Below are 26,201 nucleotides of genomic sequence, written 5' to 3' on the forward strand. Positions count from 1 at the left end.
CGCTCCGGAGCCACCCGCGCGCTGACTACGCCGGACGGCCCAGCCACCTCAGGCCAGCAGTGCCTTCGCGATGTGGGTCACCTGGATTTCGTTGCTCCCGAACAACTGCACCGCCTCCATCGCCACCTCGGTCGCCGCCTCCGACGAATACAGCTTCATCGCCGACGCCTCCTCCATCTTCGCCGGCTTCAGCTGGATCAACTGGAACCGGCCGATCTCCCGGCCCCACAACCGGCGGCTCTTCGCGCACTCGACGCACAGCCGCAGGCACTCGTTGATCATCCCCCTCTTCTTGAACGGCTTGCCCCGCACGAAACCCGGCATCCCGCGGTCCAGCACGAACGTCAGCACCGGCCGGTCGCGGGCCGGCGAACCGTCGGCCAGCTTCGCGTACACCACCACCGTGTCCGCGTCCGCATGCCGCCGAACGCGTCCGAGCCAGAGCCGGGAAACCGCGTCCGCCGCCATGACGTCCAGCCCGAACGCCGCGTACAGCTTCCGGATGATCTCGTACGGCGGCAGCGAACCGCTCTCCAGGGCGTCCAGGTGCGGCCGGATCTCCTTCGCAATGAAGTCCCGGATCGAATCGCGGACCGGCAGGTCCGTCTCCGACCACTCGATCACGGCAGCCTCGCCGCGATGTCGTCGATCTCCCACGGACCGTCCGTCTCGATCACCTTGACGTCGTGCCAGCCCGCCAGCTCCGAGATCGCGCCGCCCTGGACCGCGAACACCTTGCCCGTCAGCGCGCACTTCTCGGCAGCCAGGTAGGCCACCAGCGGCGAGATGTTCGCCGGCGAGAACGCGTCGAACTCCCCCTCGGAAACCGGTTCGGCGAAGATCGCCCCCATGCCCGGGGTCGCCAGTGTCAGCCGCGTGCGGGCGATCGGGGCGATCGCGTTCACGCGCACCCCGTAGCGCTCCAGCTCGGCCGCCGCCACCAGGGTCATCGCCGCGATGCCCGCCTTCGCCGCGCCGTAGTTGAGCTGGCCCGCGTTCGGCAGGGTCACGCCGGACGCCGACGCCGTGTTGATCACCGACGCGGACACCGGCGAACCCGCCTTCGACGCGGACTTCCAGAACGCCGCCGCGTGGTGCAGGACCGCCGCGTGGCCCTTGAGGTGGACCGCGATCACGTCGTCCCACTGCTGCTCGGTGATGCCGGCGACGAACGCGTCGCGCAGGATGCCCGCGTTGTTCACCACGACGTCCAGCCGCCCGAACTCCGACACCGCCTGCTCGACCAGCTCCGACGCGCCCGCCCACGACGTCACGCTGGAGGTGTTGGCGACCGCCGAACCGCCCAGCTCCCGGATTTCGGACACCACCGAAGCAGCAGGCCCGGCGGAAGAGCCGGTCCCGTCGTTGCCGCCGCCGAGGTCGTTCACGACCACGGAAGCGCCTTCCCGGGCGAACAACAGTGCGTGCTCGCGGCCGATCCCGCGGCCCGCGCCGGTGATCAGCGCGACGCGCCCGTCCAGTGACCCCATCAGTTCTCTCCGATCTCGGCGAGGCCGTCCTTGATCACCAAGGTGTCGCCCATGGTCGTTTCGAAGGCGTACGAACCGGAACCCGCCGCCCAGATCGCCGTCGACAGGTCCCGGCCGGGCAGCACCGGCGAGGCGAACCGGACGGCCAGCCGCCGCAGCCGGGTCACGTCGGCGCCCGCGACTTCGGTCAGCACCGCCCACGACGTGAACGCCATCGTGCACAGCCCGTGCGCGATGATCCCCGGCAGCCCGGCCGCCTTCGCGACCTCCTCGTCGAGGTGGATCGGCATCGGGTCGCCGGCCGCCGGGCCGTAGCGGTAGGTCTGGTCGTCGTCGACGTGCTGGCTCACCTTCGCCACCGGCGCCTGCGAGCGCAGGGCGTCGGTGAACCGGTGCGCCGGCCCGAGGGTGCCGCGCTGCTCGCCGGTGTCGAAGCCGCGCACGAAGAACGTCACGTGCTGCTCGTTGACCAGCTCCCCGGATACCGACCGGCATTCGAGGTACACGGTCGCCCGCGTGCCCTTCGGCAGGCCCTCGTAGCCGGTCATCTTGGCGCGCGACACCAGCGCATCGCCGGGCCGGATCGGGCGGTGGAAGCGGAAGTCCTGCTCGCCGTGCAGCACCCGTCCGAACAGCGACGGCGGCACGACCTCCAGCGCCGGTTCCAGCAGCGACTGGAACACCGGCACGATCGCGAACACCGGGCTCGCGACGTCGCCGGCGCGGTGGGCCGGGATCGGGTCGTTCGTCGCCGCCGCGTACTCGGCGAGCCGCTCGCGCGTGACGTCGAACCGCACCGGTTCGGTCCACTTGCCGAGCCCGGCCGGGTCGAACTTCACGCGACCAGCGCCTTGAACTTCTCGAGCGACTCGTCGAGGTTCTTCTTCCCGTCCTTCTCCACGGCCTTGCCGAGCGCGCCGACGATCATCTGGCCGGTGAACTCCGCGTCGATGGTCGCCGCCGAGCCGGCCCCGGCCGCTGCCACCGAAAGCGAGAAGCTGATCTTCACCCCGGCCATGCCCGTGCCGGAGATGACCAGGCGGTTCGGAGCGTCGTACTCCTCGACGGTCCACGTGATGGTGTTCGCCATCCCGAGCATGGTGACCACCTCGGACACCTGCGAACCCCGGGAGAACTCCGCGGGGACGTCGCCCTTCCACTTCGTGTGGATGGTCAGCCACTTCTCGAAGTTGTTCGGGTTCGAGAACTCCGCCCACACCTCGTCCGGCGCGGCGGGCAGTTCGACGGTCGCGCTGATCCGGCCCATGGTTTCTTCTCCTAAGCTCGCTGGTAGGCGGTGACGACGGCGGCGCCACCGAGTCCGATGTTGTGCTGCAGAGCCGCGCGCACGTCCGGGACCTGGCGCTTTTCCGCGTCGCCGCGCAGCTGCCAGGTGAGTTCGGCGCACTGGGCGAGCCCGGTGGCGCCGAGCGGGTGGCCCTTCGAGATCAGGCCGCCGGAGGGGTTGACCACCCAGCGCCCGCCGTACGTCGTGTCGCCGGCGTCGACGAGGTGCCCGCCTTCGCCCTCTTCGCAGAGCCCGAGTGCTTCGTAGGTCAGCAGTTCGTTGGCGGAAAAGCAGTCGTGCAGCTCGATGACCTGGAAGTCCGCGGGCCCGAGCCCGGCCTGGTCGTAGACGCGCAGCGCGGCCTGCCGGGTCATGTCGTAGCCGACGATGTTCTTGGCGCTGCCGTCGAAGGTGCTGCGGAAGTCGGTGGTCAGCGCCTGCCCGGCGATCTCGACCGCGCGCCCGGCGAGGTCGCGGGATTCCACGAAGGACTCGCTCGCCAGTATCGCCGCGCCGGAGCCGTCCGACGTCGGCGAGCACTGCAGCTTGGTCAGCGGGTCGTAGATCATCCGCGACGCGCGGATGTCCTCGAGCGAGTAGACGTCCTGGAACTGGGCGTACGGGTTGTGCACCGAGTGCCGGTGGTTCTTCTCGCCGATCTTCGCGAAGTGCTCGGCGGTGGTGCCGTGCTTCCGCATGTGCTCCCGGCCGGCGGCGCCGAACATCCACGGCGCCGGCGGGAACAGCACCTCGGAGATCTCGGCGAGCGCCTGGAGGTGGTTGCCCAGCGGCTGTTCGCGGTCGTCGTAGGTCGACGCGAGCGAGCCCGGCTGCATCTTCTCGAAGCCCAGCGCGAGCACGCAGTCCGCGCGCCCGCCGCGGATCGCCTCCGCGGCCAGGTACAGCGCGGTCGAGCCGGTGGAGCAGTTGTTGTTGACGTTGACCACGGGGATCCCGGTCATCCCCAGCTCGTAGACCGCGCGCTGCCCCGACGTCGATTCGCCGTAGACGTAGCCGACGTAGGCCTGCTCGACGACGTCGAACGCGACCCCGGCGTCCTCCAGTGCCTTGGTCCCCGCCTCCCGGGCCATCTGCGGGTAGTCCCAGCCTTCGCGCCGCCCGGGCTTCTCGAACTTCGTCATCCCGACGCCGACGACGTACACCCTGTTCGCCATGCAACAAACATACAGACCGGCATGTATTTATCAACCCCCGACCGCACCCCCGCACTTTCACGTGAAAGTGCGGCTTGGGCTAGCCCAGGGGTGCGACCGGACCCGGGTAGCGAGCCGGGTCGAGGCAGCTGCCGAGGCCGTCGACGACCGAGCAGAAGCCCGGCGGCCGCACCGGCGCGTACCCGGCCGGGACGCCGTGGCCGGCGATCAGCTGCCGGTAGGCCGCGACGGCGTCGGTGGGCCGCCGGGTCAGCGCCGGGTCGCTCGAAGCGTCCACTGTGTACAGCCCGAACCGCGGCTGGTAACTGCCCCACTCGTAGTTGTCGGTGAGGCTCCAGTAGTTGTAGCCGATGACGTTCATGCCGTCGGCCTTCGCGCGCTGCACCCAGTAGATGTGGTCGCGCAGGTGGTCCGAGCGCGTGTAGCCGTCGGGGCGCGCGTTGCCATTGTCGGTCGGCATCCCGTTTTCCACGACGTAGAGCGGCAGGTCCGGGAACTTCCGCGCGTAGTACCGCAGCGCGTAGTAGATGCCGTCCGGCTGCGGCGTCACCTTCCAGAACTCCCCGCTCGCCGCGTGGACGGCGCTGAGGTTGTCGAGGCTCGCGCCGTAGTAGTAGTCGAGGCCGGCGAAGTCGAGCTTGTCGCGCACCCGGTCGAGGAACGACGCGTCCAGGATGCCCTGCGCGGCCGGGATGTAGGCGGTGTTGCTGGACACGAGCGCACCGGGGTCCAGCGAGTGGATCAGGTCGTAGGCCGCGCGGTGCACCGTCACCAGCCGCGCCTGCGCCCACGGCAGCTTCCACCCGGCGAGCCCGCCGTTGGCGGTTTCGTTCTGCAGGTAGACGGTCGGCTCGTTGATCGTGATCCAGATCGCGCCGAGCCCCTTGTACCGGTCCACGACGCGGCGGGCGTTGACGAGCCAGGCCTCGACGGTGCGGTCGGAGTCCCAGCCGCCCTGGTCGGCGACCCAGCCCGGGTAGACCCAGTGGTCGAGGGTGATCATCGGCCGCATCCCCGCGGCCACGACGCGGCGCACGACGTCGTCGTAGTACGCCAGCTCGGTCTGGTCGACCTGGCCGGGCCGGGGTTCGATGCGCGCCCACTCGACGCTGAAGCGGAACACGTTCACGCCGAGCTGCTTCGCGCGCTCGATGTCCTCGGCGTAGCGGTGCCGGAAGTCGACGGCGTCGCGGTAGGGCTCCTTGATCGACGACGTCTTCGCCCGCTCGTAGCGGCGCCAGTTGCTGTCGGGCGCCGAGCCTTCCGACTGGTACCCCGAGGTCGCGACGCCCCAGAAGAACGCCGGCGCCGCGACCGCGGGCGTCACCCCGGCGAGCAGGCCCGCCAGCAGGGCCACCACCACGAAAACCACTCCGCGCCGCATCGCACCCTCCGAGCGTTCATGAAAGAGCTTCATGTTAGCTAGCGGGTGACGCACCGCACATCCCCCGATGGACGGAACACGCGAGCAGTGGAGCGGGACCCGGACGACGACCGGCGTGGGGCGCCCGCGGAAACGCTTTCCGCGGGCGCCCCACGCACGCCGCGCTAGGCGACCTTGAACGACTGCGCGGCGCCGCCGTCACAGGCCGACTGGACCAGCTGGACGGCGTCCGCGGTGGACGCGCCCGGCACGGTCAGGCACTTGCCGCTGTGGCGGGCGACGAAGTGGTAGTACCCGCCGCCCTCCGGCACCGGCTGCCACTGCTGGTTGTTCCCGCCGCTGTAGGACCACAGCTGCAGGCCGGCGTTGTCCGTCGTCGCCACGTTCGTGACGTCGATGACCTCGGCCGGGTTGGTGCGGTTGTTGATCCGGTCGAAGCCACCGCTGGTCGGGGCGAACTGGTACTGCTGCGCGGTGGTCCCGTTGCAGGTGTACTGCTGGATCACGGTGCCGTTGGTGCTGCCCGCGGCCTTCGCGTCGACGCACTTGCCGGACGCCTTGTTCGACACCGCGTACCAGGCCGCCGGGTCGATCGTGCCGTCCGGCGGCGGGGTGGTCGTGCCACCGCCGCCGAGCCACTTCAGGCCGTCGAGCAGGAACCGGTTCTGGTCGGCGCTCTCGAACGTCGAGGACAGCGCGGTGTTCGTGTCGTAGTTCATCGCGTTGTGGCCGAAGTTCGAGTAGATCATCTTGTAGCTCTTGTTCGTCCACGAGATCGGGTAGTACCCGCTGTACCAGGTCTGGTTCGGGTCGGTGCCGATCGGGAACGTGGACGAGTCCATCGACGCCAGGATGCTGATGTTCGGGTTCTGGCGCAGGTCGTTCTGCCACGCGTACCACTCGGACGTCGAGGACTTGATGGTCGCCGGCAGGTTCACCGTCGACGGGTGCGTGCGGTTCTCGATCTTCAGCGTCTCCGGCGTCGGGCCCCACGTGTTCGACGTGAAGCGCCCGGTGCCGAGGAAGTCGTTGTGGAACCAGTCGGCGTACGACGGCGTCGAGCTGTCGTTGTAGGCGGTGACGTGGAAGCCGTAGAACGCGCCGCCGGCCTGCATGTACCGCTGGAAGCCCTGGAACTGCGCCTGCGACTGCGGCTGGTCGTCGAGGAACATGACGACCTGGTACTGACCCGGGGTGATGGTCGTGAGCTGGTTCCAGTTGTTCGTCGCGGTGTAGGTGAAGCCGTTGGCCGCCGCCTGCTGCGGGAACCAGACGTTGGCCTCCTTCTCGAAACTGATGTGCGCGGCGTCGTAGGTGCCGCTGTAGAAGGCGAGCACCTTGAACGGCGTCGCGGCTTCCACGGCCGGGCCGGCGAAGCTGAGCCCGAGGCAGGCGGCGAAGAACGCCAATATCCGGAGCAGCGGGCGGCGGGTTCTGGACGGCATGCGGGGACCTTTCCGTTGGGGGGACGGGGAATCACCAGGGGCGGTGCGGGTAGCGCAGCCCGAAGCCGAACGGGAACAGCGCGGGCTTGCCGTCACCGACGTTGATCGGCTGCTGGTCGGCGCTGCGCATCCAGGTCACCGGGAGCTTGCCGGTCGGGTTGTAGTCGCCGAAGAGCACGTCGGCGACGCCTTGTCCTTCGCTGCCCGGCAGCCACGACTCGACGAGCCCGGCCCAGTCCGGCAGCTGCGCACCGATGTCGAGCGGGCGCCCGGACACGAGCACGGCCACCGTCGGCACGCCGGAGTCCTTCAGCTTGCGCAGCGTGGCGAGATCGGTCTCGTCCAGTCCCATCCCTTGTGGACGGTCGCCCTTGCCTTCGGCGTAGGGCGTTTCGCCGATCACCGCGACGGCGACGTCGTAGCTGCCGTCGATCCCGGTGCCGTCCTTGGCGTAGGTGACCGCCGAGGACTTGCTCTCGATGCCCTGCAGGATCGTGGTGCCGGGGATGACCGGGCCGCTGGTCCCCTGCCAGCCGACCGTCCAGCCCCCGGACTGGTTGCCGATGTCGTCGGCGCTCTTGCCGGCCACGAAGATCTTCTCGTGCCGCTTGGCCAGCGGCAGCACACCGCCCTCGTTCTTGAGCAGCACCTGGGATTCCCGGACCGCCTGGCGAGCGAGGTCGCGGTGCTGCTCGCTGCCGATGGTGCCCAGGAAGCGCCGGTCGGTCAGCGGGTGCTCGAACAGGCCGAGCTCGAACTTCTTGGTGAGGATGCGCTTGTTCGCGTCGTCGATCCGGGACATCGGCACGCGCCCGTCCCGGACGAGGGTGCGCAGCGTGTCGATGAACTTCTGCCACTCGAAGGGCACCATCACCATGTCGATGCCGGCGTTGATCGAGGCCTCGACCTCTTCGGGGGTGAACCCGCTCTTGCCGTCGATCTTGTCGACGCCGTTGTAGTCCGAAACGACGATGCCCGAGAAGCCGAGCTCCTTCTTCAGGACGTCGTTGATCAGGTACGAGCCGGCGTGCATCTTGACGCCGTTCCAGCTGCTGTAGGAGATCATCACCGAGCCGACCCCGCGCTGGACCGCGGCCTTGAACGGCGGCAGGTGGATCGCGCGCAGCTCTTGCTCGCTGATCTCGGTGTTGCCCTCGTTGACGCCGCCGGTGGTGCCGCCGTCGCCGACGTAGTGCTTGGCGGTGGCCAGTACCGAACCCGGCCGGTCCAGGCGCGTGCCCTGCAGGCCGGTGATGATCGACGTCATCTCGGTGGCCAGCTGCGGGACCTCGCCGAAGGACTCGTAGGTGCGGCCCCAGCGGTCGTTGCGGGCGACGCACAGGCAGGGCGCGAAGTCCCAGTCGATGCCGGTGCCGGACACCTCTTCCGCGGTGGCGCGGCCGATCTTCTCGACCAGCCGCGGATCGCGCGTCGCGCCGAGGCCGATGTTGTGCGGGAAGACGGTGGCGCCGTAGAGGCCGTTGTGGCCGTGGACGGCGTCGACGCCGTAGATCAGCGGGATGCCCAGCGGCGTGGCGAGCGCGGCTTTCTGGAAGCTGTCGTACATGTCGGCCCAGCTGACGGGCGTGTTCGGCGTCGGCTGCGAGCTGCCCCCGGAGAGCAGCGAACCGAGCCGGCCGGTGGTGACGTCCTCGGGGCTTTTGACCCCGAGGCGTTCGGCCTGCATCATCTGGCCGAGCTTGTCGTCGAGGCTCATCCGGGACATCAGATCGGCGACGCGGACCTTCACCGGTCGCCGGGAATCCTTGTACGCCGGGCCGTTCCCGGCGAGAGCGGTGGTTTCCGAAGCCAGCAGCAGCCCGACGGCGAGCGCGCCGACCCCCAGCCTGCGTCCGAGGCCCATGTAGGTCCTCCTCGTCGAGAGACCAAAATTCACGCCTTGAATTAATGCATAGGCGTTGCCGGTTGGTCCAGACCTCTGAGTGAACTCGGGTGCCGCTGAGCGGGATCGTCAGTTGCGGCCAGTACCTGACCTAATTCGCTTCTACGGTGTGCCCATGACACGCGAAACCGACGAACTGCTCGCCCTCCTCGCCGAAGTCCGCAAGCGCTTGCTGATCCCGGTCCGGAACCTCTCGGACGCCGACGCGGCCCGCCGCATTACGGTCAGCACCCTCACCCTCGGTGGCTTGATCCGCCACCTGGCGACGGGCGAACGCCTCTGGCTCGAGATCCTGCGCAAGGGTGACGGCGAGCTGCCGGAGGGGATGCTGGACACGGCGCAGTACTCGATGAGCGAAACGCTGTCCTACTGGCTGAAGGAGTACGCGACGGCCGCCGCCGAGACCGACGCGTACGTGGCTTCCCTGCCGTCGTTGGACGTCGAGGTGCAGTTGCCGACGACGCCGTGGTCCCCGCCGGAGCCCCAGTTCTGGTCGGCGCGGCGGATCGTCCTGCACCTCGTCCACGAGACGGCCCAGCACGCGGGTCACGCGGACATCCTGCGGGAGTCCCTGGACGGCGCGAACTCCACGGCCCAGCTGGCGTGACCGGCCGGGCGTAGGCTGGCGGCCGATGCCGGAAACCCGCCACCGCAGGCCCGAAGGCCACACCCCCGAGGGGAAGGGCTGGCTGCCGCACGGCTTCCACCTCGGCACCCACCGCCACGCCGACGGCCAGCTCGTGTACGCGGCCGCCGGCGCCTTCGCCACGACGACCGAACGCGGGACCTGGGTCGCCCCGGCCAACCGCGTCGCGTGGACACCGCCGGGGTTCGACCACTCCCACCGCTGCTACGGCCGGACCGATTTCCGGCTCGTCGTCATCCCGGCCGACCTGTGCGGCGAGCTCGCCGGGCACCCCAACGTGTTCGCCGTGAGCCCGCTCCTGCGCGAGGTCATCCTGGCGCTGACCGACCCGCGGGAAAGCCGCCCCGGCGCGCACCGGCGGCTGCGCGCGGTGGTGCTCGACGAGCTCGCCGGGCCGCCCGAGCTGGCCCTGCACCTGCCGGAACCGCGGGACGACCGGCTGCGCGCGGTCACGGGTCTCCTGCACGCCGATCCCGCGCGAACCACGACGCTGGCCGAACTGGGCCGGACGGCCGGGGCGAGCGAACGCACCCTCAGCCGCCTGTTCCAGGCCGAGCTCGGGATGGGCTTCCTCCGCTGGCGCACCATCCTGCGCATCCACCACGCCCTGGTCCACCTCACCGAAGGCCGGTCGGTCACCGCCACCGCGATGGCGTGCGGCTGGTCCAACCCGTCGAGCTTCATCGACGCCTTCACCGAGGTCGTCGGCCAGACGCCGGGCCGCTACCAGGCCGGGCTGGACCGGCGGCGCTAGTGTCCTGAGTCTTGATCTCGTGGTCAGTGCCCAAAGTGCCGTGATGCCGACCCACGACTACGTGCGGCACGGCACCACCAGCCTGTTCGCCGCCCTGAACCCGGCCACCGGGTCGGTGATCGCCCAGCACCTGGTCTGCGACAACTACGCCACCCACAAGACCCCGGCGATCAAGAACTGGCTGCTGCAGCACCCCGACCAGATCCTCGACACTCTCGCCGCACACTGCCAACGAATCAACGACTCAGGACACCAGGTTGGCGGGTTTCCGGTATCCGTTGTCCCGTCACCGGTGGGGCGCGCCCGCGGCCGGAGCCACAGTGGAGTCATGACCGAACACACCACCGTCGTCGTCATCGGAGCCGGGGTCGCCGGGCTCACCCTCGGGAACCTCCTGCTGCGCAGCGGGATCGGCTGCGTCGTCCTGGAAAAGCACAGCCGCGAGTACGTCGAGCGGCGGCAGCGGGCCGGGACCATCGACAGCCGCGGCGTGCGCATGTTCCGCGAGTGGGGCCTCGAGGAGGTCTTCGCGAACGACGCCTTGCCGGACGTCGAGGCCGGCTTCTTCCTCGACGGCGAAGAACTCTCGATCGACTTCGCCGGGGACGACGAAAGCGTTTTCTGCCCCCAGCAGGTCCTCGTCCGGAATCTCACGGACGTCTTCCTGCGCGCGGGCGGGGATCTCCGCTTCGAAGCCGACGACATCACCCTGGACCTCGAACGCCCCGCCGTCCGGTACGCGGACGTCGTCCTCCCCTGCGACCACATCGCCGGCTGCGACGGCGATCGCGGGATCAGCCGGACGGCCTTCCCCGACGGCGTCCTCACCCGGTACTCCCGCGAATACGGCTACGCCTGGCTGAGCGTCCTGGCCGAAGTGGCCGCCGCCCCGTCCGGCATGGCGATCCACGCCCGCGGCCTGGCGGGGATGATCCCCCGCGGCGCGCACGCCAGCCGCGTCTACCTCCAGTGCCCGCCCGGCGACGAACTCGCGCACTGGCCGGACGAGCGCGTCTGGAGCGAGCTGAGCGCCCGCTTCGGCCGGCCGGTCACGCCCGGCCGGATCGCCGAGAAGAGGCTGGTGCCCCTGCGCAACGTGGTCCACAGCCCGATGCACCACGGCCCGCTGTACCTGCTCGGCGACGCGGCCCACATCGTCCCGCCGATGAGCGCCAAGGGAATCCACCTCGCGCTCTTCGACGCCGAGGTCTTCGCGAACGCCGTCGTCCGCCGGGCGAAGGAGGACGACCCGAGCCTGCTCGACGGCTATTCGGAGACGTGCCTGCGCCACGTCTGGAACTACCAGGCCTTCGCGGCGTGGATCACCGACGTCATGCACGACGCCGGAGATCCCTCCTACGCGGGGGAATTCCGCCAGCGGACCGCCCGCGCGGAGCTGGAGCGCCAGTTCACCTCCCCCGCCGCGGGCCGCCTCTTCGCCGAGTTCCTCGCCGGCGTGAGTTAGCGGTCCGAGCGCAGGGAAGCCGGGTCGAAGGACTCCCAATACGCGTCCTCGTCCTCGACGTTCGAAGCCGCCGGAGCTGCCGGAGCCGCCGGAGCTGCTTCCGAAGGTGCCGCGCCGAGGCGCTCGGCCCGCAGCCGCTGGAACTCCTCCACCGTCATGCCCGGGTCGTCGTCCTCGGCCCGGGCCGGCGCGGGCATGCCCGTCATCTGCTCGATCATGTACGTCATGTCTTCGCCCAGCAGCAAAGCGACCCGGTTGTAGGCGTCCTGGGTCGCCTCGCGCATGGCGGCCCGCGCGACCTCCACCACCCGCGGCGCCAGCTGCTCGCCCAGGTTCACCGCGGAAGGCGCCAGCCACAACCGAAGCAGCTTCCCGCGCGCGTCGACCGTCGCCTCGACCTGGCCGTCGACGTCGTGGGCGGTCCCGGAAGCGGCGGCCATCAGTTCGTCCACTCGGGACATCGCCGCTTCGCGCGCCCGGGCCTGGGCGATCAGCTGGCGGGTCGTGATCACCGCGTCATCTCCCGTACGTGTAGGTCTCGGCGTCCGGGTCGTCGTCCGGGATCGGCTCGTAGCCCAGCACTTCCAGCTGCGACGCGTCCACCACCGGCGCCAGCGCGTGGTACATCTTGTCGCCCGCGCGGCGGGTCGCACGCTGGGCCAGCTCGAGGATCTGGTCGGCGAGCACCGCCGAGCCGTGCCGCAGCGTCGAGCGGTGGATCGTCAGCCCGGTCAGCAGCCCGCCGGGGGCCACCTGGACCTCGATGGTGCCGTCCGGGGACGACGCCTTGCCCACCACCGGGCCCGAGCGGGCGAAGCGCGCCGAAGCGTCGGCCTCCGCGCGGTCCGCCTGCTCGGCGATCCGCGCGGACGCCAGGTCGATGTCGAAGTCAGCCACGACTCACCCCGTCGGCCGGTAGAAACCGATGAACGACTGCCCCGCGTTCGTGGTGCGGATCTTGCTGATCTGCACCGGATCCCCCGCCTCGACCATCTGGCCGTCGCCGATCACCATCGCCACGTGGCCGGACCACACGACGAGGTCGCCGGGCAGGAGCTGGTCGATCGAAGGCACCTCGGCGCCGACCGTCTGCTGCGCCGCCGTCCGCGGCAGCTGCAGGCCCGCGTCCTGGTACGACGTCATGGTCAGCCCGCTGCAGTCGAGGCCCTGGCCGCGCGCGGTGCCGCCCCAGACGTACGGCACGCCGAGCTGCGAAAGGGCGTTGCGCACGGCCTTCGCCGCCGTCTCGTTCGGCGCCATGACCTGCTTGCCGCCGGGGAGGTTGATCGCGACGCCGGAGCCGGGCTGCGGCGGGATCGCGACCGGCAGCCGGGGCTTGTGCACGGCGCCGCCGCCACCGCCGCCGCCTCCCCCACCGCCGCCGCCACCGCCGCCGTCCGAGCCGCCGCCGGAGTAGCCGCTGTTGCTGTTGAACGACGAGCCGACCTTCGTCGACGACGCGCTGCTCGACGACGTCGTCTGCTCGCCGCCGCCCAGCCGGGTGCCGATGTCGGTCAGCTGGGTGATCGTTTGCTCGCTGAAGGTCGCGGCCTGTCCGGTGAGCTGGCTGATCTTCGTCTGCAGCTTCATCAGGACGTCGCGCGACGCGGCGGCGCGGCTTTCCGGCGGCTGGATCGACTTCACCGCCGCCAGCGCCTTCATCGACGCCGAGATCTCCTTGATGATCTGGTCACGGACCTGGTCGTTCTTGATCTCGCCGACGTGCAGCGCCTCGGCGGCCTCGGTGACGGCCTTCTCGATCTCGGCGCTCTCGTCCAGGAGGTCCTGGACCTCTTTTTCGAGGCTCTGCGACGTCGCGGTCGCCCGGTCGGTCGTCGAACCCGAGCTGGCCGAGGCCAGGTTGACGCGCTGCTCGCCCGCGACGTCGCGGGTGCGGCCCACCGACGTCTGCAGGGCGTGGTGCGCGTCCCGGGCGCCGCCGATCGCGGCCGGGTCGTGGCGCACCTTGTCGGCGAACTGGTTCGTGGTGTCCAGGCCGTGCCGGACGAGCTGGTCGGCGTGGTGCTCGGTCACGCGGGGCCCTGCCCGAGCTCGGTCCCGAGTCGCCGCACGACGTCGCCGTGCTCGGCTTCGACCGCCGCGTAGTTGCGATCGGTCTGCCGGGCGGCCTCGCCGACCTGGCGCCAGCCGCCGCCGACGCGGTGCATCCGCTCCTGCAGCGCGCGCATCCGGCCGCTGTAGGCCCCGGAGAACCCGGACTCGCCGCCCATTTCCGAGAAGCCGTGACCGCCGAGCGTCACGTGCGGGCCGACGTGCTTGTCGGCCGCACCTTTGACGTCATCACCGAGCGGGTCGACTTCGCGCGCGTACCGCGTGTACGCGCCGTCGTCGACGTGAAACCCCGAATGCGAACCGTCCACTGGCCCTCCCTGTCACCAGGGGTGCGACGTGCGCACGCGACCCCCGGTTCCCCATGGTGCGGGATTCAGCCTAGTCGACGTTCCGTGCCCGCGTGGGCGAATTGCCCCGGGGTCAGCCGGTGACCTTCTTGAGCCAGTCGGGGTCCTGCCAGGACACGATCGAGCCGTTCGCGGTGACCGTCGGCGTGCCGAAGCCGCTCTGGCCGCCGCCGAAGTCCTGCGCCAGCTTCGGGTCCTTCTCGATCTGCTGGAACGCGCTGTCGAGCTGCTCGTCGTACGTCCCCGCGTTGACCGTCTGCGCGAACGCCGGATCGGTGATGCCGACGTTCTTGCCGAGCTCGATCAGCTGCGCCTTGTCGTAGCCGCGCTTGCCCTCCTCGGGCTGGTTCGCGAACAGGGCGTCGTGGAACTGGACGAACTTGCCGGCGTCGGCCGCGGCCAGCGCCGCGTTCGCCGAGTCGAGGGAGTAGCCGGGCGGGCTCGAACGCTGGTTCAGCAGCGGCACCATGTGGTAGCGGACCTGCAGCTTGCCGTCGTTGACGGCCTGCTCGACCTGGCCCTTGTACTGCTTCTCGAACTCGCCGCAGATCGGGCAGAGGAAGTCGGCGTAGACGTCGATCGAGGCTTTGGCGCCGGCCTTGCCGACGGTGACGACCACACCGTCACGCTTTTGGGTGACATCGGCGGCGAGCGAACTGGGCGTCTCGCCGGCGCCGATGATCTGGCCCTTGGTCTTGTTCCGGTCCGAGATCGTCCAGATCACGCCGCCGATCACGAGCGCGGCCACGACGACCACGGCGGCGATCCCGATGATCCACTTCCGCTTGTCCCCGGACGCGCCCCTGGCCTGGGCCACCGCCTTGGCTCCCCCGGCCTGCGCGGCCTGACGACGCTTCCGAGCGGTCCGCTCAGCTCCACCCACTGTGTATCAATTCCCTTCCGCGATACCCGAGTAGTCGGACCCGGGCTCGGTGGAGTTCCCGCGACCTCGCGCCAGCCAGCTGTCGACCGACAGCCAGGTGCGCGGCCGCGCCAGCAGCCACACGGCGAGCAGCGCGAATCCGGAGTCGCGGAGGATCTCCTGCGGGTACTCGGTCTGCCCCGCCGCCACCTGGCCGCCGCCGCCGAAGCACCCGCAGTCGATGCTCAGCCCGCGCGCCCAGGACTGGGCGATGCCGGCGATGAGCACGACGAGCAGCACCAGCGCGGCACCCGCGGCCCACCGGGTCGCCAGGCCCGCGAGCAGGAACAGCCCGAGCACGAGTTCGACGAGCGGCAGCGCGATGGCCACCACGTTTTCGAGTGCGTCCGGGAGCAGGTCGTACGCCTGCACGGCGATCAGTGTCTGCCCCGGATCCGCCAGCTTCAGCGCACCCGAAACGAGCCAGACGGCAGCCAGCCCGAGCCGGGCGAGCGTGCCGACGGCGTCCAGCACGGGTTGGGACGGTCGCACCACGCACTTAGGCTAACGGGAGGACCTGAGAACTTCGTGAGGGCAGGGCAGCGGCGGAGGGAGCGGCTGGATGCGGTGGCGCACGCTCCTCGCTTCGGCGTTGTTGCTGGTCACGGCGTCGGCGTGCGGGCCGGCGAGCGTTTCGCCCGGCGACTCGCTGGTCACCCGTGCGAGTGCCACGGATCACCTGACCATCGGCATCCGGTTCGACGCGCCGGGCCTCTCGGAGCACACCGTGGACGGCCGGTTCGTCGGGTTCGACGTCGACGTCGCGACTTTCGTCGCCTCGGAACTCGGGGTCGCGGCGAAGGACATCACCTGGCGCGAAACGACGCCGGCGACGCGGGAAACGGACCTCACCTCCGGTGCGGTCGACCTGGTCGTGGCCACCTATTCGATCACCGACAAGCGCAAGCAGGTCGTCTCGTTCGCCGGGCCGTACTTCACCACCGGCCAGGACCTGCTGGTGCGCCGGACGTCGGCCGACATCACCGGGCCGGAGGCGCTCAACGGGCGGCGGCTTTGCTCGGTCACCGGGTCGACGCCGGCCCAGCAGGTGAAGGACAAGTTCGCCCAGGCCGTCCAGCTGGTCGAGTACCCGCGGTACTCCGACTGCGTGACGGCGCTGCTGGCCGGCCAGATCGACGCGGTCACCACGGACGCGGTGATCCTCGCCGGGTACGTGACCCGCGACCCGGAGCTGCTGAAGATCGTCGGGAAGCCGTTCTCGGCGGAGAACTACGGCGTCGGCCTGCGCAAGGGCGACACCCAGGGCGTCAACGCGGTCGACGACGCGATCCGCAAGATGATCTCCTCCGGCGAATGGCTCCGCTCGCTCAACGCGAACATCGGGCCGTCCGGTTACCAGCTGCCCCCACCCCCCGAGGTCACCGCGAAGTGAAACTGCCCGACCTGCCGGTCCGCGCGGTCCTGCCCGACGTGCTTTCCGCACTGGACGCCCACGGCACCGCGGTCCTCGTCGCGCCGCCCGGCACGGGGAAGACGACGCTGGTCCCGCTCGCACTGGCCGAAGCGGGCGGCCGGGTCGTCGTCGCGGAGCCGCGGCGCCTGGCGGCCCGTGCCGCGGCCGCGCGGATGGCCGCGCTGCTGGGCGAACCGGTCGGCGAGACCGTCGGCTACGCCGTGCGCGGCGACCGGAAGGTGTCCGGGCGCACGCGCGTCGAGGTCGTGACGTCGGGCCTGCTGGTGCGGCGGGTGCAGGGCGATCCGGAGCTGCCGGGCGTGTCGACGGTGCTGCTCGACGAGTGCCACGAGCGGCACCTGGACGCGGACCTGCTGCTGGCGCTGCTCCTGGACGTCCGCGCCGGGCTGCGCGACGACCTCCGCCTGCTGGCGACGTCGGCGACGGTCGCGGCCGGGCGGCTGGCGGCGCTGCTCGGGGACGCGCCGGTGGTCACGGCCGAAGCGCGGACCTACCCGATCTCGTACGAGTACCTGCCACCGGCGCGGGGCGAGCGCGTGGAGGCCTGCGTCGCCCGGGCGGTGCGGACGGCGTTGTCGTCGGGCGAGGGCGACGTGCTCGCGTTCCTCCCCGGCGCGGGGGAAATCGCGCGGACGTCGAATCTCCTGCGGCTGTCCGAATTGGACACTGTGGACGTCCTTCCGCTGCACGGCCGCTTGTCGGCGGCCCACCAGGACGACGCGCTGCGGCCGCGTGGCCGCCGGCGGGTGGTGCTGGCGACGGCGGTGGCCGAGTCGAGCCTGACCGTCCCGGGCGTGCGCGCGGTGGTGGACTCGGGACTCGCGCGCGTGCCGCGGGTCGACCACCGGCGCGGGCTGCCCGGCCTGGCGACGGTCCGCGTGTCGGCGGCGGTCGCGACGCAGCGCTCGGGCCGCGCGGGCCGCGAAGGGCCCGGGCGGGCGTACCGCTGCTGGGCGGAGAACGAACAGTCGCTGCTGCCCGCGTACCCGGAGCCGGAGATCCGCACGGCGGAGCTGGCGCGGCTGGCGCTGGAGCTGGCGTGCTGGTCGACGCCGGACGGCAGCGGGCTGGCCTGGTGGGACCCGCCGGGCGAGGGCGCGCTGGCGGCGGGCCGGGCGCTGCTGGCGACGCTGGGCGCGACGGCCGACGGCGTCGTGACCCCGCGCGGGCGGCGGATGGCGGAGCTGGGCCTGCACCCGCGGCTGGCCCGGGCATTGCTGGACGGTGCTTCGGCGGTCGGCGCCCGGAACGCGGCGGAAGTGGTGGCCCTGCTGGATTCGGGCGGCACGCTGACCGACGTCGAGGCCGAGCTGCGCCGGCTGCGAAGCGCGAACGACGACGCCTCGCGCCGCTGGAAACGGGAGGTGCAACGGCTTTCCAAGCTCGTGACCGGCGCCGGGAAACCGGATCCGGCGCTGGTCGTCGCGCTCGCGCACCCCGAGCGGCTCGCCCGGCGGCGACCCGGCGGTGCGCCCGTCTACCTGATGGCCGGCGGCACCGCGGCCGAACTCCCGCCGGGCAGCGGCCTCGACGCCGAATGGCTGGCCGTCGCCGAAGCCACCCGCGACCCCGGCCGCGTCCACGGCACCATCCGCCTCGCCGCGGCCGCCGACGAACGCCTCGCCGTCCGCGCCGGCTCGGTGTCCGAAGTGGACGAAGTCACCTGGGACGGCGACGTCGTCGCCCGCCGCGTCCGCAAGCTCGGCGCGATCACGCTTTCCGAGAAGCCGTTGAAGGACGCGAACGTCCACGACGCCCTCGTCGCCGGCCTCCGCGCCGAAGGCCTCGGCCTCCTCAAGTGGCGCCCGGACGCGACCCGCCTGCGCGAGCGGCTCGCGTTCCTCCACCACGTCCTCGGCCCGCCGTGGCCCGCGGTGGACGACGCCGCGCTGCTGTCCGATGTGGACAGCTGGCTGGACCTCTCCGCCACCCGGCGGAAAGCGGACCTCGCGACCATCGACGCCGGCACCGCCCTCAAGGCCCTCCTCCCCTGGCCGGAGGCGGCGAAGCTGGACGACCTCGCCCCGGACCGCCTGGAAGTCCCGTCGGGCTCCCACATCCGCGTCGACTACCGCGAAGACCGGCCGGTACTGGCCGTCAAGCTGCAGGAGACGTTCGGCTGGACCGAAACCCCCACGCTCGCCGGCGTCCCGGTGGTCCTGCACCTGCTCTCCCCGGCCGGCCGCCCGGCCGCCATCACGGCCGACCTGGCCGGCTTCTGGACGACGGGCTACCCGGCGGTCCGCGCCGACCTGCGCGGCCGCTACCCGAAGCACCCCTGGCCGGAGGACCCCGCGACCGCCGCCCCGACCCGGCACACCTCCCGCAAGAAGAATTGACGGACCGAATCGGAAATCGCTCTTCGGGCCGCCTGATCATTTCACCGGCCTCGTTTGCCGGTATGCATCGAAACGGTTCCCTTCGGTAACGACCGGGCTGAGGGCCGGCGCCGGCCGACGCTCCGTTCGACTGGTACCGCTCGCACGCCATCCACTCGCGGCGGTGGTACCGGCGGGTCGAGGCGGCGACGATCGCCTTGTCCGCCGGCCTTCCGGTGCTCGTCGTCGGGTCGGGCCTGCGGTCGGTGTTCCACTGGCAGGACAACTACTTCCGACGTGGGCCAAGCTGGCCGCGGAGAAGCCCCGGACCTGACCCCCGCCGAAAGTCGGGGGCGGCGCGCGACCGACGTCCGATGCTCCCGGCACCCCGGAAACCCCAGACTCCCGGTACAGGCGAACACCGGGAGGAACCATGATCACGCTTCGCGCACTCACGAAGCGCTACGGGGAAAAGACCGTCGTCGACGCGCTCACGTGCGACGTCGGACCGGGGCGGGTGACGGGGTTCCTCGGCCCCAACGGCGCCGGGAAGTCGACGACCATGCGGATGACCGTCGGGCTCGACCACCCGCAGCAGGGCGAAGCCCTCGTCGGCGGGCGGCGCTACGCCGAGCTGCGGCACCCGCTGCGCGAGGTCGGCGCGCTGCTCGACGCCAAGGCCCTGCACCCCGGCCGCAGCGCCGGGAAGCACCTGCTGGCCATGGCGCGCAGCAACGGGATCGCGGCTTCGCGGGTCGACGAGGTGCTCGCGACCGTCGGGTTGTCGGACGTCGCGGGCAAGCGCGCCGGGCAGTTCTCGCTCGGCATGGGGCAGCGGCTCGGCATCGCGGGCGCGCTGCTCGGCGACCCCGGCGTGCTGCTGTTCGACGAGCCGGTCAACGGCCTCGACCCGGACGGCGTCCGCTGGGTCCGGCAGCTGATGCGGTCGCTGGCGGCCGAGGGGCGGACGGTGTTCGTCTCCAGCCACCTGATGAGCGAGATGCAGCTGACCGCGGACCACCTGGTGGTGATCGGCAAGGGCAAGCTGCTGGCCGACGCCCCGGTCGCGGAGTTCATCGCGGGCAACTCCCGCACGACGGTCTCGGTGCGCGTCCCGGCCCCGGCCGAACTCACGACCTTGGACGCCCGGCTGCGCGCCGAGGGCGGCCTGACCCACCCCGGCGAGCCGGACGAGCTGGTGGTGGACGGCGTCGACGTCACCCGCGTCGGCGACCTGGCGCACGAACTGGGGATCCGCCTGCACGGCCTCGCGGAACGGACGGCGTCGCTCGAGCAGGCGTACATGGAACTGACCGCTTCTTCGGTGGAATACGGGGTGTCGGCATGACGACGGCGGTGCGCGGCGCGGTGGCTTCGGAGTGGACGAAGTTCTGGTCGGTCCGGGCCACGTGGTGGTGCCTGGTCTCGGGAACGGCCCTGATGCTGGGCTACGCCACGCTGTCGGGAATCGCCCAGCGCTACAACGACGAAGCACTGGGGGCGAACACGATCGCCCTCGGCGGCGGCTTCTACCTGACGCAGTTCGCGGCGATCGCCTTGGCCACACTGTTCGTGACGAGCGAATACACCGGCGGCGGCATCCGTTCGACGCTGCTGTGGACCCCGGTCCGCCCGCGGGTGGTCGCGGCGAAGGCGGCGGTCCTGCTCCCGGTGCTGTTCGGCTTCGGAGTCGTGCTGGCGTGCGCGGGAATGGCACTGGCCAGTGTGGTGAAGGACGGCTACGGCCTGCCGACGTCGTTCGAAGGAGCGTTCACGACGGCCTCGGGCATGGGCGGCTACTTCGCTCTGCTGGGCCTGCTGTGCACGGGCGCCGGCTGGGCGCTGCGCAGCGCGGCGGGCACGCTGGTGTCGGTGATCGTGCTGCTCATCCCGCTGCCGCTGATCGTGGCTTCGCTGGGCCTGCCGGAGCTGGTGCCGTACTTCCCGGGCATCGCCGGCCTGAACGCGATGGTGGAAGCGGGCCACCCCAACCCGATCACGATGACCCCGGCCCCGTACGCCCCATGGGTGGGCCTGCTGGTGTGCGCGTGCTGGACGGCGGCGGCACTGGCGGTGGGCACGGCGGTGCTGCGCCGCCGGGACGCCTGAACCGAAACCCCGCCCTCCCTGGGGGGGCGTGCCCTTGTCCAGCCTATCGGCGCCCACCGACAAAAACCGGCGTGAAGCGTCAGCGGGCGGCTCGGCACCGCTGACGACACTTGGCACCATCCGGCCGGCGGTCCCACAGCGAGGTGGCCCTGCGGCCGCCGCTTCCTCAGCCAGTCGGTCACGGGGGCGGCAAGTGCATCGGAGCGGAGCGGCTCAGTCGAAGGTCGCGAATGACTCATTGAGGACCTCGGACGTCCCGAATGAGTCATTCGCGACCTCCCACCGCCACCGAGCCGGCCCAGCGGCCCCATCCAGCCGAGCCGGTGAGGACGCCACCACCGGGCCGGCCAGCGGGCCACCACCCGACCCGGCGCCGCGAACCACCACCCGAGCCAGCACCCCGAACCACCACCCGGCCCAGCAACCACGCCACCACCAAGCCAGATCAGCGAGCCACCATTTGAACCGGTGCCGCGACCCAGCTCCCGATCCGGCCGAGCCGCCACCCGCAGCAGTCGGCCGGCCACCACCCCAGCCGCCATGCGAGCCAGCCACCACCCGGCCCGGCAACCACGCCACCACCAAGCCAGATCAGCGAGCCACCACCCGGGCCAGCGCCGCGAACCACCGCCCGGGTCAGCAAGCACGCCACCCCCGAGTCGGGTCATCGGGCCACCACCTGAACCGGCGCCGCGACCCAGCTCCCGATCCGGCCAAGCCGCCACCCGCAGCAGTCAGCCGGCCACCACCCCGGCCACCACCCGAGCCGGCCGGCCGCTTCACCCCACCCCGATCCCCGCCAGGATCTCCCGGGCACTCTTCACCAGCGACTCTCGGGACGCCGGTGCCGAAGCCCCCGCCAGCGCGCCGAAGATCGTCCCCTCCATCCAGTCCACCACCACCCCCGCGTGCCGCACCGGGTCCGCTGATCCCGCCGCCGCCAGCACCTCCGCGGCTCGGCGGCGGATCAGCGCCCCGCCCGAGTCGTACTCCGCGCGCAGCTCCGGCCGCCGCGTGGCCTCCAAAGCGAACTCGTACCGCGCCAGCATTCGCGTCCGGCCCGAAGTGATCGCCTCGAACGCGTACCCCGCGATGAACTCCGCCAGGTCGCCCGACGACGCCGAAACCTGGTCCAGCTCGACGATCCGCGCGAAGGCCAACGACAGCAGCGCCGCCCGCGTGCGCGCGTAGTACGACGTCGAACCCACCGGCAGGCCGGCCGCGCGGTCGACCGCCCGGTGGGTCAGGCCGCGCATGCCGTCCGCCGCGATCACCTCGATGGCCGTGTCGGCGATCACCTCGAGACGTTCCACCCCCTCACTCTACAGGTGTAGAGTCCTCTACACCTGTAGAGGAGGACGTCATGCACGCAGTGGTCGTCGGAGGCGGGATCGGCGGGCTGGCCGCGGCCGCCGGTTTGCACCGGGTGGGCTGGCGGGTCACCGTGCTCGAACGAGCACCCGCGTTCGGCGACGTCGGCGCCGGCATCTCGCTCTGGCCGAACGCCCTGCGCTGCCTGGACGAACTCGACGTCGACCTCGGCGACGACCTCGCCCCGCAGCGCGACGGCGGGTTCCGCGACCGCCGCGGCCGCCGGCTCACCCGCTGGGACTCGGCCGCGTTCGAACGCCTCCACGGCCGCCCGCTCGGGGCCATCCACCGGCGCGACCTCATCAAAGCACTCAAGGACGCCGTCCCCGCCGACAGCCTCCGGACGGGCACCGAAGTCACCGAGGTCCGCGAAGACGGGCTCGTCCGCTTCGACGGCGGAGAAATCAAGGCCGATTTGGTCGTCGCCGCCGACGGGATCCGCAGCCGGGTCCGCCACGCGCTCTTCCCGCGCCACCCCGAGCCCGTCTACTCCGGCAGCGCGGCCTTCCGCGGTGTGGCACGGCTTCCCGGCACCCGGCTCAGCACGAGCTTCGACCGCGGCACCGAGGTCGGCGTCCTGCCCCTCACCGGCGACGACGTCTACTGGTGGATCTGTTACGTCACCGAGCCGGGCCGGCACCCGGGCGAGCCGGACTTCGGCGACTGGCACGACCCCATCCCCGCCCTGATCGACGCGACCCCGCCGGAAGCGTTGCTGCACCACGACCTCCACCACCTCGGGACGCCGCTGCCGACCTACGTCCGCGGCCGGATCGCCCTGCTCGGCGACGCCGCGCACGCGATGCCGCCGTTCCTCGGCCAGGGCGGCTGCCAGGCCCTCGAGGACGCCGTCGTGCTCGCCCACGCCATGTCCACAACGGACGTCCGAAAAGGACTTAGGACCTACGACGAAGAACGCCGTCCACGCAGCCAGAAGGTCGCGAAGGAATCCGTCCGGATGGGCAAGCTGGGACCGCAGCTGACCCACCCGATCGCGACGAAGCTGCGCACGGTCGCGGCGAGGCTCCTCCCGGCGAAGGCGGCCGTCCGGATCGGCGCGGGCGTCACGGGGTGGCGGCCGCCGCGTCTCCCCCGACCAGCCCCGCCTCGTACGCCGTGATCGCCGCCTGCACCCGGTTCTTCGCGCCGAGCCGGGTCAGGATGGTGCTCACGTGCGCCTTCACCGTGCCCTCGACGACGAACATCTTCGCCGCGATGTCCGCATTGGACAGTCCGGAACCGAGCAACGTCAGCACTTCCCGCTCACGCGGTGTCAGCACGCTGATCCGTTCCCGGGCCGCGGCCGCGCGCGTCAGCTGACCGCCGGACAGCCGCGCGATGACCCGCTGGGCGACCTTCGGCGAGAGGAACGCGGCCCCGCCCGCGACGGCGTGGATCCCGGCCAGCAGTTCGCGCGGGTCGCCCGACTTCAGCAGGAACCCGCCCGCGCCGAGGCCCAACGCGCGTTCGATGTACTCGTCCTCGCCGAACGTCGTCAGCATGATCACGCCGGTCGAGGGCAGCAGCTTCCGGATCTCGGCGGCCGCGCCGAGGCCGTCCAGGCCCGGCATCCGGATGTCGAGCAGCACGACGTCCGGGTGCGTGGCGAGCGCCTGCGACACCGCCTCGCGCCCGTCGCCGGCTTCGGCGACGACCTCGATGTCCGGGTCCGCGCCGAGGATCGCCGCGACCCCCGCCCGCATCAGCGCTTCGTCGTCGGCCAGCACGACCCTGATCACGATGCCCCCTCTTCGAACCAGTCCTTCGAAACCAGTTTCCCCTCGGCGAAACACAGCCGGTAGGCCGCGTAGTCGTCGTTCAGCCACGACCGCCCGGCACCGTAGTACTCGCACGCGGTCCCGGGCACCGGCGGCGGCTCGCCCCGGGTGGGCCGCGCCGAGCGCTGGCGTTCGGGCAACGTCAGCTCGGCCCGCGACTGCCCGATCCGCAGTCGTTCGTAGGTCCCGCCGGGCAGCTCGGAGGAGTTCCACTGGTAGAGGAACGCGATCCCGCCGACCGCCAGCACCACCCCGAACAACGCGAGCGGCACGACGACCGCCTGGACGAGGCTGCGCCGCACGTCCCGGCGCGCCAGCTCCAGCGCCCGGGCCGACGTCGACTGCCCGACCTCGTCGTCGGCGGCCTCGCGCAGCTCCGGCGTCTCCTCGACCGGCGCGGCGTCGTGCGGCAGCGTGGCGGTGACGGCGAACCCGCCTTCGTGCGGCCCCGCCCGCAGCGTGCCGCCGACCAGCCGGACGCGCTCGCGCAGGCCGATCAGCCCGCGCCGCCCGGACGCCGCGCCCGGCAGGGGCCCGGCGGGCGGCGGCGCGTTGACGACGCTCACCTCGGTCACGGCGCCGGAGCTCGTCACCCGGACCACGGCCGCGGCGCCCGGCGCGTGCTTCGCCACGTTCGTCAGCGCTTCCTGGACCACGCGGTGGGCGGCGCGGGCGACCATCGGCGGCGCCTGCGCGCAGTCCACCGTCGCATCGATGAGCAGTCCCGACGCGCGCGCCCGTGAGATCAGCTCACCGAGGTCGCCCTGCACCGGTTCGACCGGCGCGGCGTCCTCCCGCAGCACGCCGATGATCTCGCGCAGCCGCTCGGTCGCGGCCGCGGCGCCGGCCCGCAGCTGGGTGGCCGCGTCGCGCTGGGTGCCGTCGAGCCCGGCCGCGACCTCGAGCGCGGCGGCGCGGACGGCGATCAGGCTCAGCTCGTGCCCGAGCGAGTCGTGCATGTCGCTGGCGATCCGGGCGCGCTCGCGCAGCCGCGCCTGGTCGGCGACGAGCCGCTGCCTGCTCTCCATCTCCTCGGCCCGGCGCCAGCCGGTGCGCGCGAGCTCGCCGCGCACCCGGACGTACCGGCCCAGCAGCCACGGCGACAGTCCGGCGAACACCAGGATCGCGACCATCGCGGCCCAGTCGCCGATCCCGTCCGGCCCGACGAACAGCGCCAGCGGCAGGCCGAGCACCGTCACGGCCGCGCCGATCAGCAGGCCCGGCCGCGCCCGGTCCATCCGCAGCCCGGCGAGGTAGCTCATCGCCACCAGCACGAACACGACCCAGACGGCCACGCGGTCGCCGTACGGGAACGGCACGGCGAGCGCCCCGGCCAGCGCGATCCCGAGCGAGACGACGGGGTGGCGGCGGGACGTCGCGACCGTGCCCGCCACGACGGCGAGACCGCCGGCCAGCTCCCAGTACGACCGGCTCTCGATCGTGCCCGCGACGACGACGAAGCCGAGGAACAGACCGAGCCCGACGTCGAGCACCACCCGCCACCTGCGCTTCGTCACCTCCTGCACGGGATCGAAGCTACAAGGCGCGCCCGCGGGCGACCACTGCCGAAAGTCAACCTTCCAGCGTGTCGAGGAAGGCCAGCGTCTGCGGCCAGGACAGCGCGAACGCGTCGGCGTTCACCGTCGTCCCGTGCCGCGAGGAGTCGCTGAAGCCGTGCTCGGCGCCCGGGAAGTGCTGGCTGAACGTCGCGCCCCGTGGCCGCGACTGCAGTGCCGTCTGGAGCCGGGCGAACGTCTCGTGCGAGACGACGGTGTCGGCCTCCGGGTAGGCGACGAGCACGGGCGCGGTGATCGATGTCGACAAAGCGACCGCGTCGAGTTCGTGGTTCGGCGGCGCCGGGACGCGGATCGTCGGGTGGTAGGCCACGACCCCGGAAAGCCGCTGGTCACGGGCCCCGAGCAGGAGCGCGAACCGGCCGCCGAGGCACCAGCCCATCACCCCCGCGGACGCGCAGCCCAGCTCGCCGAGCAGGTGGTCGAGCAGCGCGGTCTGCTCCGCCAGCGCGGTTTCGTCACGCAGGTCGCCGAGCTTCGCGCCGAGGTCCTCGCGGGAGGTGTTGTCGGTGCTCGCGCCGTGGAAGACGTCCCAGGCCAGCGCGGTGATCCCGCGGCCGGCGAGCTCGTCGGCCCAGGCCCGGACCTGCGCGCCGATCCCGGTGATCATCGGCAGCAGCAGCATCCCCGACGCCGACCCGCCGTCCGGCCTGGCCAAGTACGCGGAGAGTTCGCCGACACGGACCGTGGACGTCTCGAAGGTCATGTCCGCATGATGCATGAT

At 71.6% G+C, this 26,201-nt stretch carries 26 protein-coding genes and 1 pseudogene; 9 read left to right on the top strand and 18 right to left on the bottom strand.

The features are described from left to right. Positions 1–48: 48 nt before the first annotated feature. The 8 genes from AB0B33_RS33310 to AB0B33_RS33345 all read right to left on the bottom strand — a co-directional run bounded on the left by AB0B33_RS33310 (position 49) and on the right by AB0B33_RS33345 (position 8,646). Positions 49–624 carry a hypothetical protein gene (locus tag AB0B33_RS33310; RefSeq protein ID WP_360779077.1) on the bottom strand — a complete coding sequence of 192 codons (576 nt, stop codon included), beginning with the start codon at positions 622–624 and terminating at the stop codon, positions 49–51. Further along, the gene (locus AB0B33_RS33315) at positions 621–1,490 is read right to left on the bottom strand and encodes an SDR family oxidoreductase (protein WP_360779080.1); all 870 of its coding nucleotides are present in this window, start codon (positions 1,488–1,490) and stop codon (positions 621–623) included. The genes AB0B33_RS33310 and AB0B33_RS33315 overlap by 4 nt, the downstream gene beginning before the upstream one ends. Beyond that, positions 1,490–2,329 carry a MaoC/PaaZ C-terminal domain-containing protein gene (locus AB0B33_RS33320; RefSeq protein WP_360779083.1) on the bottom strand — a complete coding sequence of 280 codons (840 nt, stop codon included), beginning with the start codon at positions 2,327–2,329 and terminating at the stop codon, positions 1,490–1,492. Before AB0B33_RS33320 ends, AB0B33_RS33315 begins: the two co-directional genes overlap by 1 nt. Next, complete coding sequence (locus AB0B33_RS33325; protein ID WP_360779086.1) at positions 2,326–2,757, bottom strand: SRPBCC family protein; 432 nt, start codon at positions 2,755–2,757, stop codon at positions 2,326–2,328. Before AB0B33_RS33325 ends, AB0B33_RS33320 begins: the two co-directional genes overlap by 4 nt. An 11-nt stretch (positions 2,758–2,768) precedes the next feature. Next, positions 2,769–3,953: a lipid-transfer protein gene (locus tag AB0B33_RS33330; RefSeq protein ID WP_360779090.1), complete on the bottom strand. Its 1,185-nt coding sequence runs from the start codon at positions 3,951–3,953 to the stop codon at positions 2,769–2,771. Between the two features lie 79 nt (positions 3,954–4,032). Beyond that, positions 4,033–5,337 carry a family 1 glycosylhydrolase gene (locus tag AB0B33_RS33335; protein WP_360779093.1) on the bottom strand — a complete coding sequence of 435 codons (1,305 nt, stop codon included), beginning with the start codon at positions 5,335–5,337 and terminating at the stop codon, positions 4,033–4,035. A 164-nt stretch (positions 5,338–5,501) separates the two neighbouring features. Beyond that, the gene (locus AB0B33_RS33340) at positions 5,502–6,782 is read right to left on the bottom strand and encodes a ThuA domain-containing protein (RefSeq protein WP_360779096.1); all 1,281 of its coding nucleotides are present in this window, start codon (positions 6,780–6,782) and stop codon (positions 5,502–5,504) included. A 31-nt stretch (positions 6,783–6,813) separates the two neighbouring features. Then, on the bottom strand, positions 6,814–8,646 hold the full coding sequence (locus tag AB0B33_RS33345) for a glycoside hydrolase family 3 N-terminal domain-containing protein (RefSeq protein WP_360779099.1): 1,833 nt from the start codon (positions 8,644–8,646) through the stop codon (positions 6,814–6,816). Between the two features lie 154 nt (positions 8,647–8,800). On the opposite strand from AB0B33_RS33345, the gene AB0B33_RS33350 reads away from it, so the two are divergent. From AB0B33_RS33350 to AB0B33_RS33365, 4 genes and pseudogenes are all read left to right on the top strand, one after another. Further along, complete coding sequence (locus AB0B33_RS33350; RefSeq protein WP_360779102.1) at positions 8,801–9,292, top strand: DinB family protein; 492 nt, start codon at positions 8,801–8,803, stop codon at positions 9,290–9,292. Between the two features lie 25 nt (positions 9,293–9,317). After that, complete coding sequence (locus AB0B33_RS33355) at positions 9,318–10,085, top strand: helix-turn-helix transcriptional regulator (RefSeq protein WP_360779105.1); 768 nt, start codon at positions 9,318–9,320, stop codon at positions 10,083–10,085. A gap of 49 nt (positions 10,086–10,134) precedes the next feature. Continuing rightward, positions 10,135–10,281: pseudogene (locus AB0B33_RS33360) on the top strand (IS630 family transposase); the annotation flags it as partial. Between the two features lie 132 nt (positions 10,282–10,413). Continuing rightward, complete coding sequence (locus AB0B33_RS33365; RefSeq protein ID WP_360779268.1) at positions 10,414–11,550, top strand: 4-hydroxybenzoate 3-monooxygenase; 1,137 nt, start codon at positions 10,414–10,416, stop codon at positions 11,548–11,550. Here the strand turns inward: AB0B33_RS33365 and AB0B33_RS33370 are convergent. From AB0B33_RS33370 to AB0B33_RS33395, 6 genes are all read right to left on the bottom strand, one after another. Further along, on the bottom strand, positions 11,547–12,062 hold the full coding sequence (locus AB0B33_RS33370) for a YbaB/EbfC family nucleoid-associated protein (protein WP_360779108.1): 516 nt from the start codon (positions 12,060–12,062) through the stop codon (positions 11,547–11,549). The two genes, AB0B33_RS33365 and AB0B33_RS33370, sit on opposite strands and share 4 nt — an antisense overlap. Positions 12,063–12,066: 4 nt before the next feature. Beyond that, positions 12,067–12,447 (bottom strand): YbaB/EbfC family DNA-binding protein, encoded by a 381-nt coding sequence (locus AB0B33_RS33375; protein WP_360779110.1) that lies wholly within the window; start codon positions 12,445–12,447, stop codon positions 12,067–12,069. A 3-nt stretch (positions 12,448–12,450) separates the two neighbouring features. Continuing rightward, a complete protein-coding gene (locus tag AB0B33_RS33380; protein ID WP_360779112.1) occupies positions 12,451–13,584 on the bottom strand; it encodes a C40 family peptidase in 1,134 nt (377 codons plus the stop codon). Then, positions 13,581–13,931, bottom strand: coding sequence for a hypothetical protein (locus AB0B33_RS33385; protein WP_247014324.1), 351 nt, complete (start codon positions 13,929–13,931; stop codon positions 13,581–13,583). The genes AB0B33_RS33380 and AB0B33_RS33385 overlap by 4 nt, the downstream gene beginning before the upstream one ends. Positions 13,932–14,043: 112 nt before the next feature. Beyond that, complete coding sequence (locus AB0B33_RS33390; RefSeq protein ID WP_360779116.1) at positions 14,044–14,787, bottom strand: thioredoxin domain-containing protein; 744 nt, start codon at positions 14,785–14,787, stop codon at positions 14,044–14,046. Positions 14,788–14,859: 72 nt separating this feature from the next. Beyond that, positions 14,860–15,366: a MauE/DoxX family redox-associated membrane protein gene (locus AB0B33_RS33395; RefSeq protein ID WP_360779271.1), complete on the bottom strand. Its 507-nt coding sequence runs from the start codon at positions 15,364–15,366 to the stop codon at positions 14,860–14,862. A gap of 88 nt (positions 15,367–15,454) precedes the next feature. Here AB0B33_RS33395 and AB0B33_RS33400 point away from each other — a divergent pair, with 88 nt between their 5' ends. The 4 genes from AB0B33_RS33400 (at position 15,455) to AB0B33_RS33415 (ending at position 20,754) form a co-directional block, all read left to right on the top strand. Further along, positions 15,455–16,285, top strand: a complete 831-nt coding sequence (locus AB0B33_RS33400; protein WP_247014328.1) for a glutamate ABC transporter substrate-binding protein — start codon at positions 15,455–15,457, stop codon at positions 16,283–16,285. Beyond that, complete coding sequence (hrpB, locus tag AB0B33_RS33405; protein ID WP_360779120.1) at positions 16,282–18,666, top strand: ATP-dependent helicase HrpB; 2,385 nt, start codon at positions 16,282–16,284, stop codon at positions 18,664–18,666. The genes AB0B33_RS33400 and hrpB overlap by 4 nt, the downstream gene beginning before the upstream one ends. A 412-nt stretch (positions 18,667–19,078) precedes the next feature. Beyond that, positions 19,079–19,993: an ATP-binding cassette domain-containing protein gene (locus tag AB0B33_RS33410; RefSeq protein WP_247014331.1), complete on the top strand. Its 915-nt coding sequence runs from the start codon at positions 19,079–19,081 to the stop codon at positions 19,991–19,993. Continuing rightward, positions 19,990–20,754: an ABC transporter permease gene (locus AB0B33_RS33415; protein WP_360779124.1), complete on the top strand. Its 765-nt coding sequence runs from the start codon at positions 19,990–19,992 to the stop codon at positions 20,752–20,754. Before AB0B33_RS33410 ends, AB0B33_RS33415 begins: the two co-directional genes overlap by 4 nt. Positions 20,755–21,533: 779 nt before the next feature. On the opposite strand, the gene AB0B33_RS33420 is transcribed toward AB0B33_RS33415, so the two are convergent. Beyond that, complete coding sequence (locus AB0B33_RS33420) at positions 21,534–22,067, bottom strand: TetR/AcrR family transcriptional regulator (RefSeq protein WP_360779127.1); 534 nt, start codon at positions 22,065–22,067, stop codon at positions 21,534–21,536. A 50-nt stretch (positions 22,068–22,117) separates the two neighbouring features. On the opposite strand from AB0B33_RS33420, the gene AB0B33_RS33425 reads away from it, so the two are divergent. Then, a complete protein-coding gene (locus AB0B33_RS33425) occupies positions 22,118–23,245 on the top strand; it encodes an FAD-dependent monooxygenase (RefSeq protein WP_360779130.1) in 1,128 nt (375 codons plus the stop codon). On the opposite strand, the gene AB0B33_RS33430 is transcribed toward AB0B33_RS33425, so the two are convergent. The 3 genes from AB0B33_RS33430 to AB0B33_RS33440 are packed head-to-tail and all read right to left on the bottom strand — an operon-like array spanning position 23,190 to position 26,183. Next, positions 23,190–23,864 carry a response regulator transcription factor gene (locus AB0B33_RS33430; RefSeq protein WP_360779132.1) on the bottom strand — a complete coding sequence of 225 codons (675 nt, stop codon included), beginning with the start codon at positions 23,862–23,864 and terminating at the stop codon, positions 23,190–23,192. The two genes, AB0B33_RS33425 and AB0B33_RS33430, sit on opposite strands and share 56 nt — an antisense overlap. Next, positions 23,861–25,429 (bottom strand): histidine kinase, encoded by a 1,569-nt coding sequence (locus AB0B33_RS33435; RefSeq protein ID WP_360779135.1) that lies wholly within the window; start codon positions 25,427–25,429, stop codon positions 23,861–23,863. Before AB0B33_RS33435 ends, AB0B33_RS33430 begins: the two co-directional genes overlap by 4 nt. A 46-nt stretch (positions 25,430–25,475) precedes the next feature. Next, a complete protein-coding gene (locus AB0B33_RS33440) occupies positions 25,476–26,183 on the bottom strand; it encodes a dienelactone hydrolase family protein (RefSeq protein WP_360779138.1) in 708 nt (235 codons plus the stop codon). Between the last annotated feature and the right edge of the window lie 18 nt (positions 26,184–26,201).

Source organism: Amycolatopsis sp. NPDC049159, assembly GCF_040648295.1.
Taxonomy (GTDB): Bacteria; Actinomycetota; Actinomycetes; order Mycobacteriales; family Pseudonocardiaceae; genus Amycolatopsis; species Amycolatopsis pretoriensis_A.

Excerpts from the sequence above, each read along its gene's own strand:
- AB0B33_RS33335 (WP_360779093.1), bottom strand. The coding sequence starts at position 5,337 with ATGCGGCGCGGAGTGGTTTTCGTGGTGGTGGCCCTGCTGGCGGGCCTG.
- AB0B33_RS33440 (WP_360779138.1), bottom strand. The coding sequence starts at position 26,183 with ATGACCTTCGAGACGTCCACGGTCCGTGTCGGCGAACTCTCCGCGTAC.
- AB0B33_RS33415 (WP_360779124.1), top strand. The coding sequence starts at position 19,990 with ATGACGACGGCGGTGCGCGGCGCGGTGGCTTCGGAGTGGACGAAGTTC.
- AB0B33_RS33345 (WP_360779099.1), bottom strand. The coding sequence starts at position 8,646 with ATGGGCCTCGGACGCAGGCTGGGGGTCGGCGCGCTCGCCGTCGGGCTG.
- AB0B33_RS33410 (WP_247014331.1), top strand. The coding sequence starts at position 19,079 with ATGATCACGCTTCGCGCACTCACGAAGCGCTACGGGGAAAAGACCGTC.
- AB0B33_RS33315 (WP_360779080.1), bottom strand. The coding sequence starts at position 1,490 with ATGGGGTCACTGGACGGGCGCGTCGCGCTGATCACCGGCGCGGGCCGC.
- AB0B33_RS33355 (WP_360779105.1), top strand. The coding sequence starts at position 9,318 with ATGCCGGAAACCCGCCACCGCAGGCCCGAAGGCCACACCCCCGAGGGG.
- AB0B33_RS33350 (WP_360779102.1), top strand. The coding sequence starts at position 8,801 with ATGACACGCGAAACCGACGAACTGCTCGCCCTCCTCGCCGAAGTCCGC.
- AB0B33_RS33325 (WP_360779086.1), bottom strand. The coding sequence starts at position 2,757 with ATGGGCCGGATCAGCGCGACCGTCGAACTGCCCGCCGCGCCGGACGAG.
- AB0B33_RS33340 (WP_360779096.1), bottom strand. The coding sequence starts at position 6,782 with ATGCCGTCCAGAACCCGCCGCCCGCTGCTCCGGATATTGGCGTTCTTC.
- AB0B33_RS33365 (WP_360779268.1), top strand. The coding sequence starts at position 10,414 with ATGACCGAACACACCACCGTCGTCGTCATCGGAGCCGGGGTCGCCGGG.
- AB0B33_RS33425 (WP_360779130.1), top strand. The coding sequence starts at position 22,118 with ATGCACGCAGTGGTCGTCGGAGGCGGGATCGGCGGGCTGGCCGCGGCC.
- AB0B33_RS33330 (WP_360779090.1), bottom strand. The coding sequence starts at position 3,953 with ATGGCGAACAGGGTGTACGTCGTCGGCGTCGGGATGACGAAGTTCGAG.
- AB0B33_RS33400 (WP_247014328.1), top strand. The coding sequence starts at position 15,455 with ATGCGGTGGCGCACGCTCCTCGCTTCGGCGTTGTTGCTGGTCACGGCG.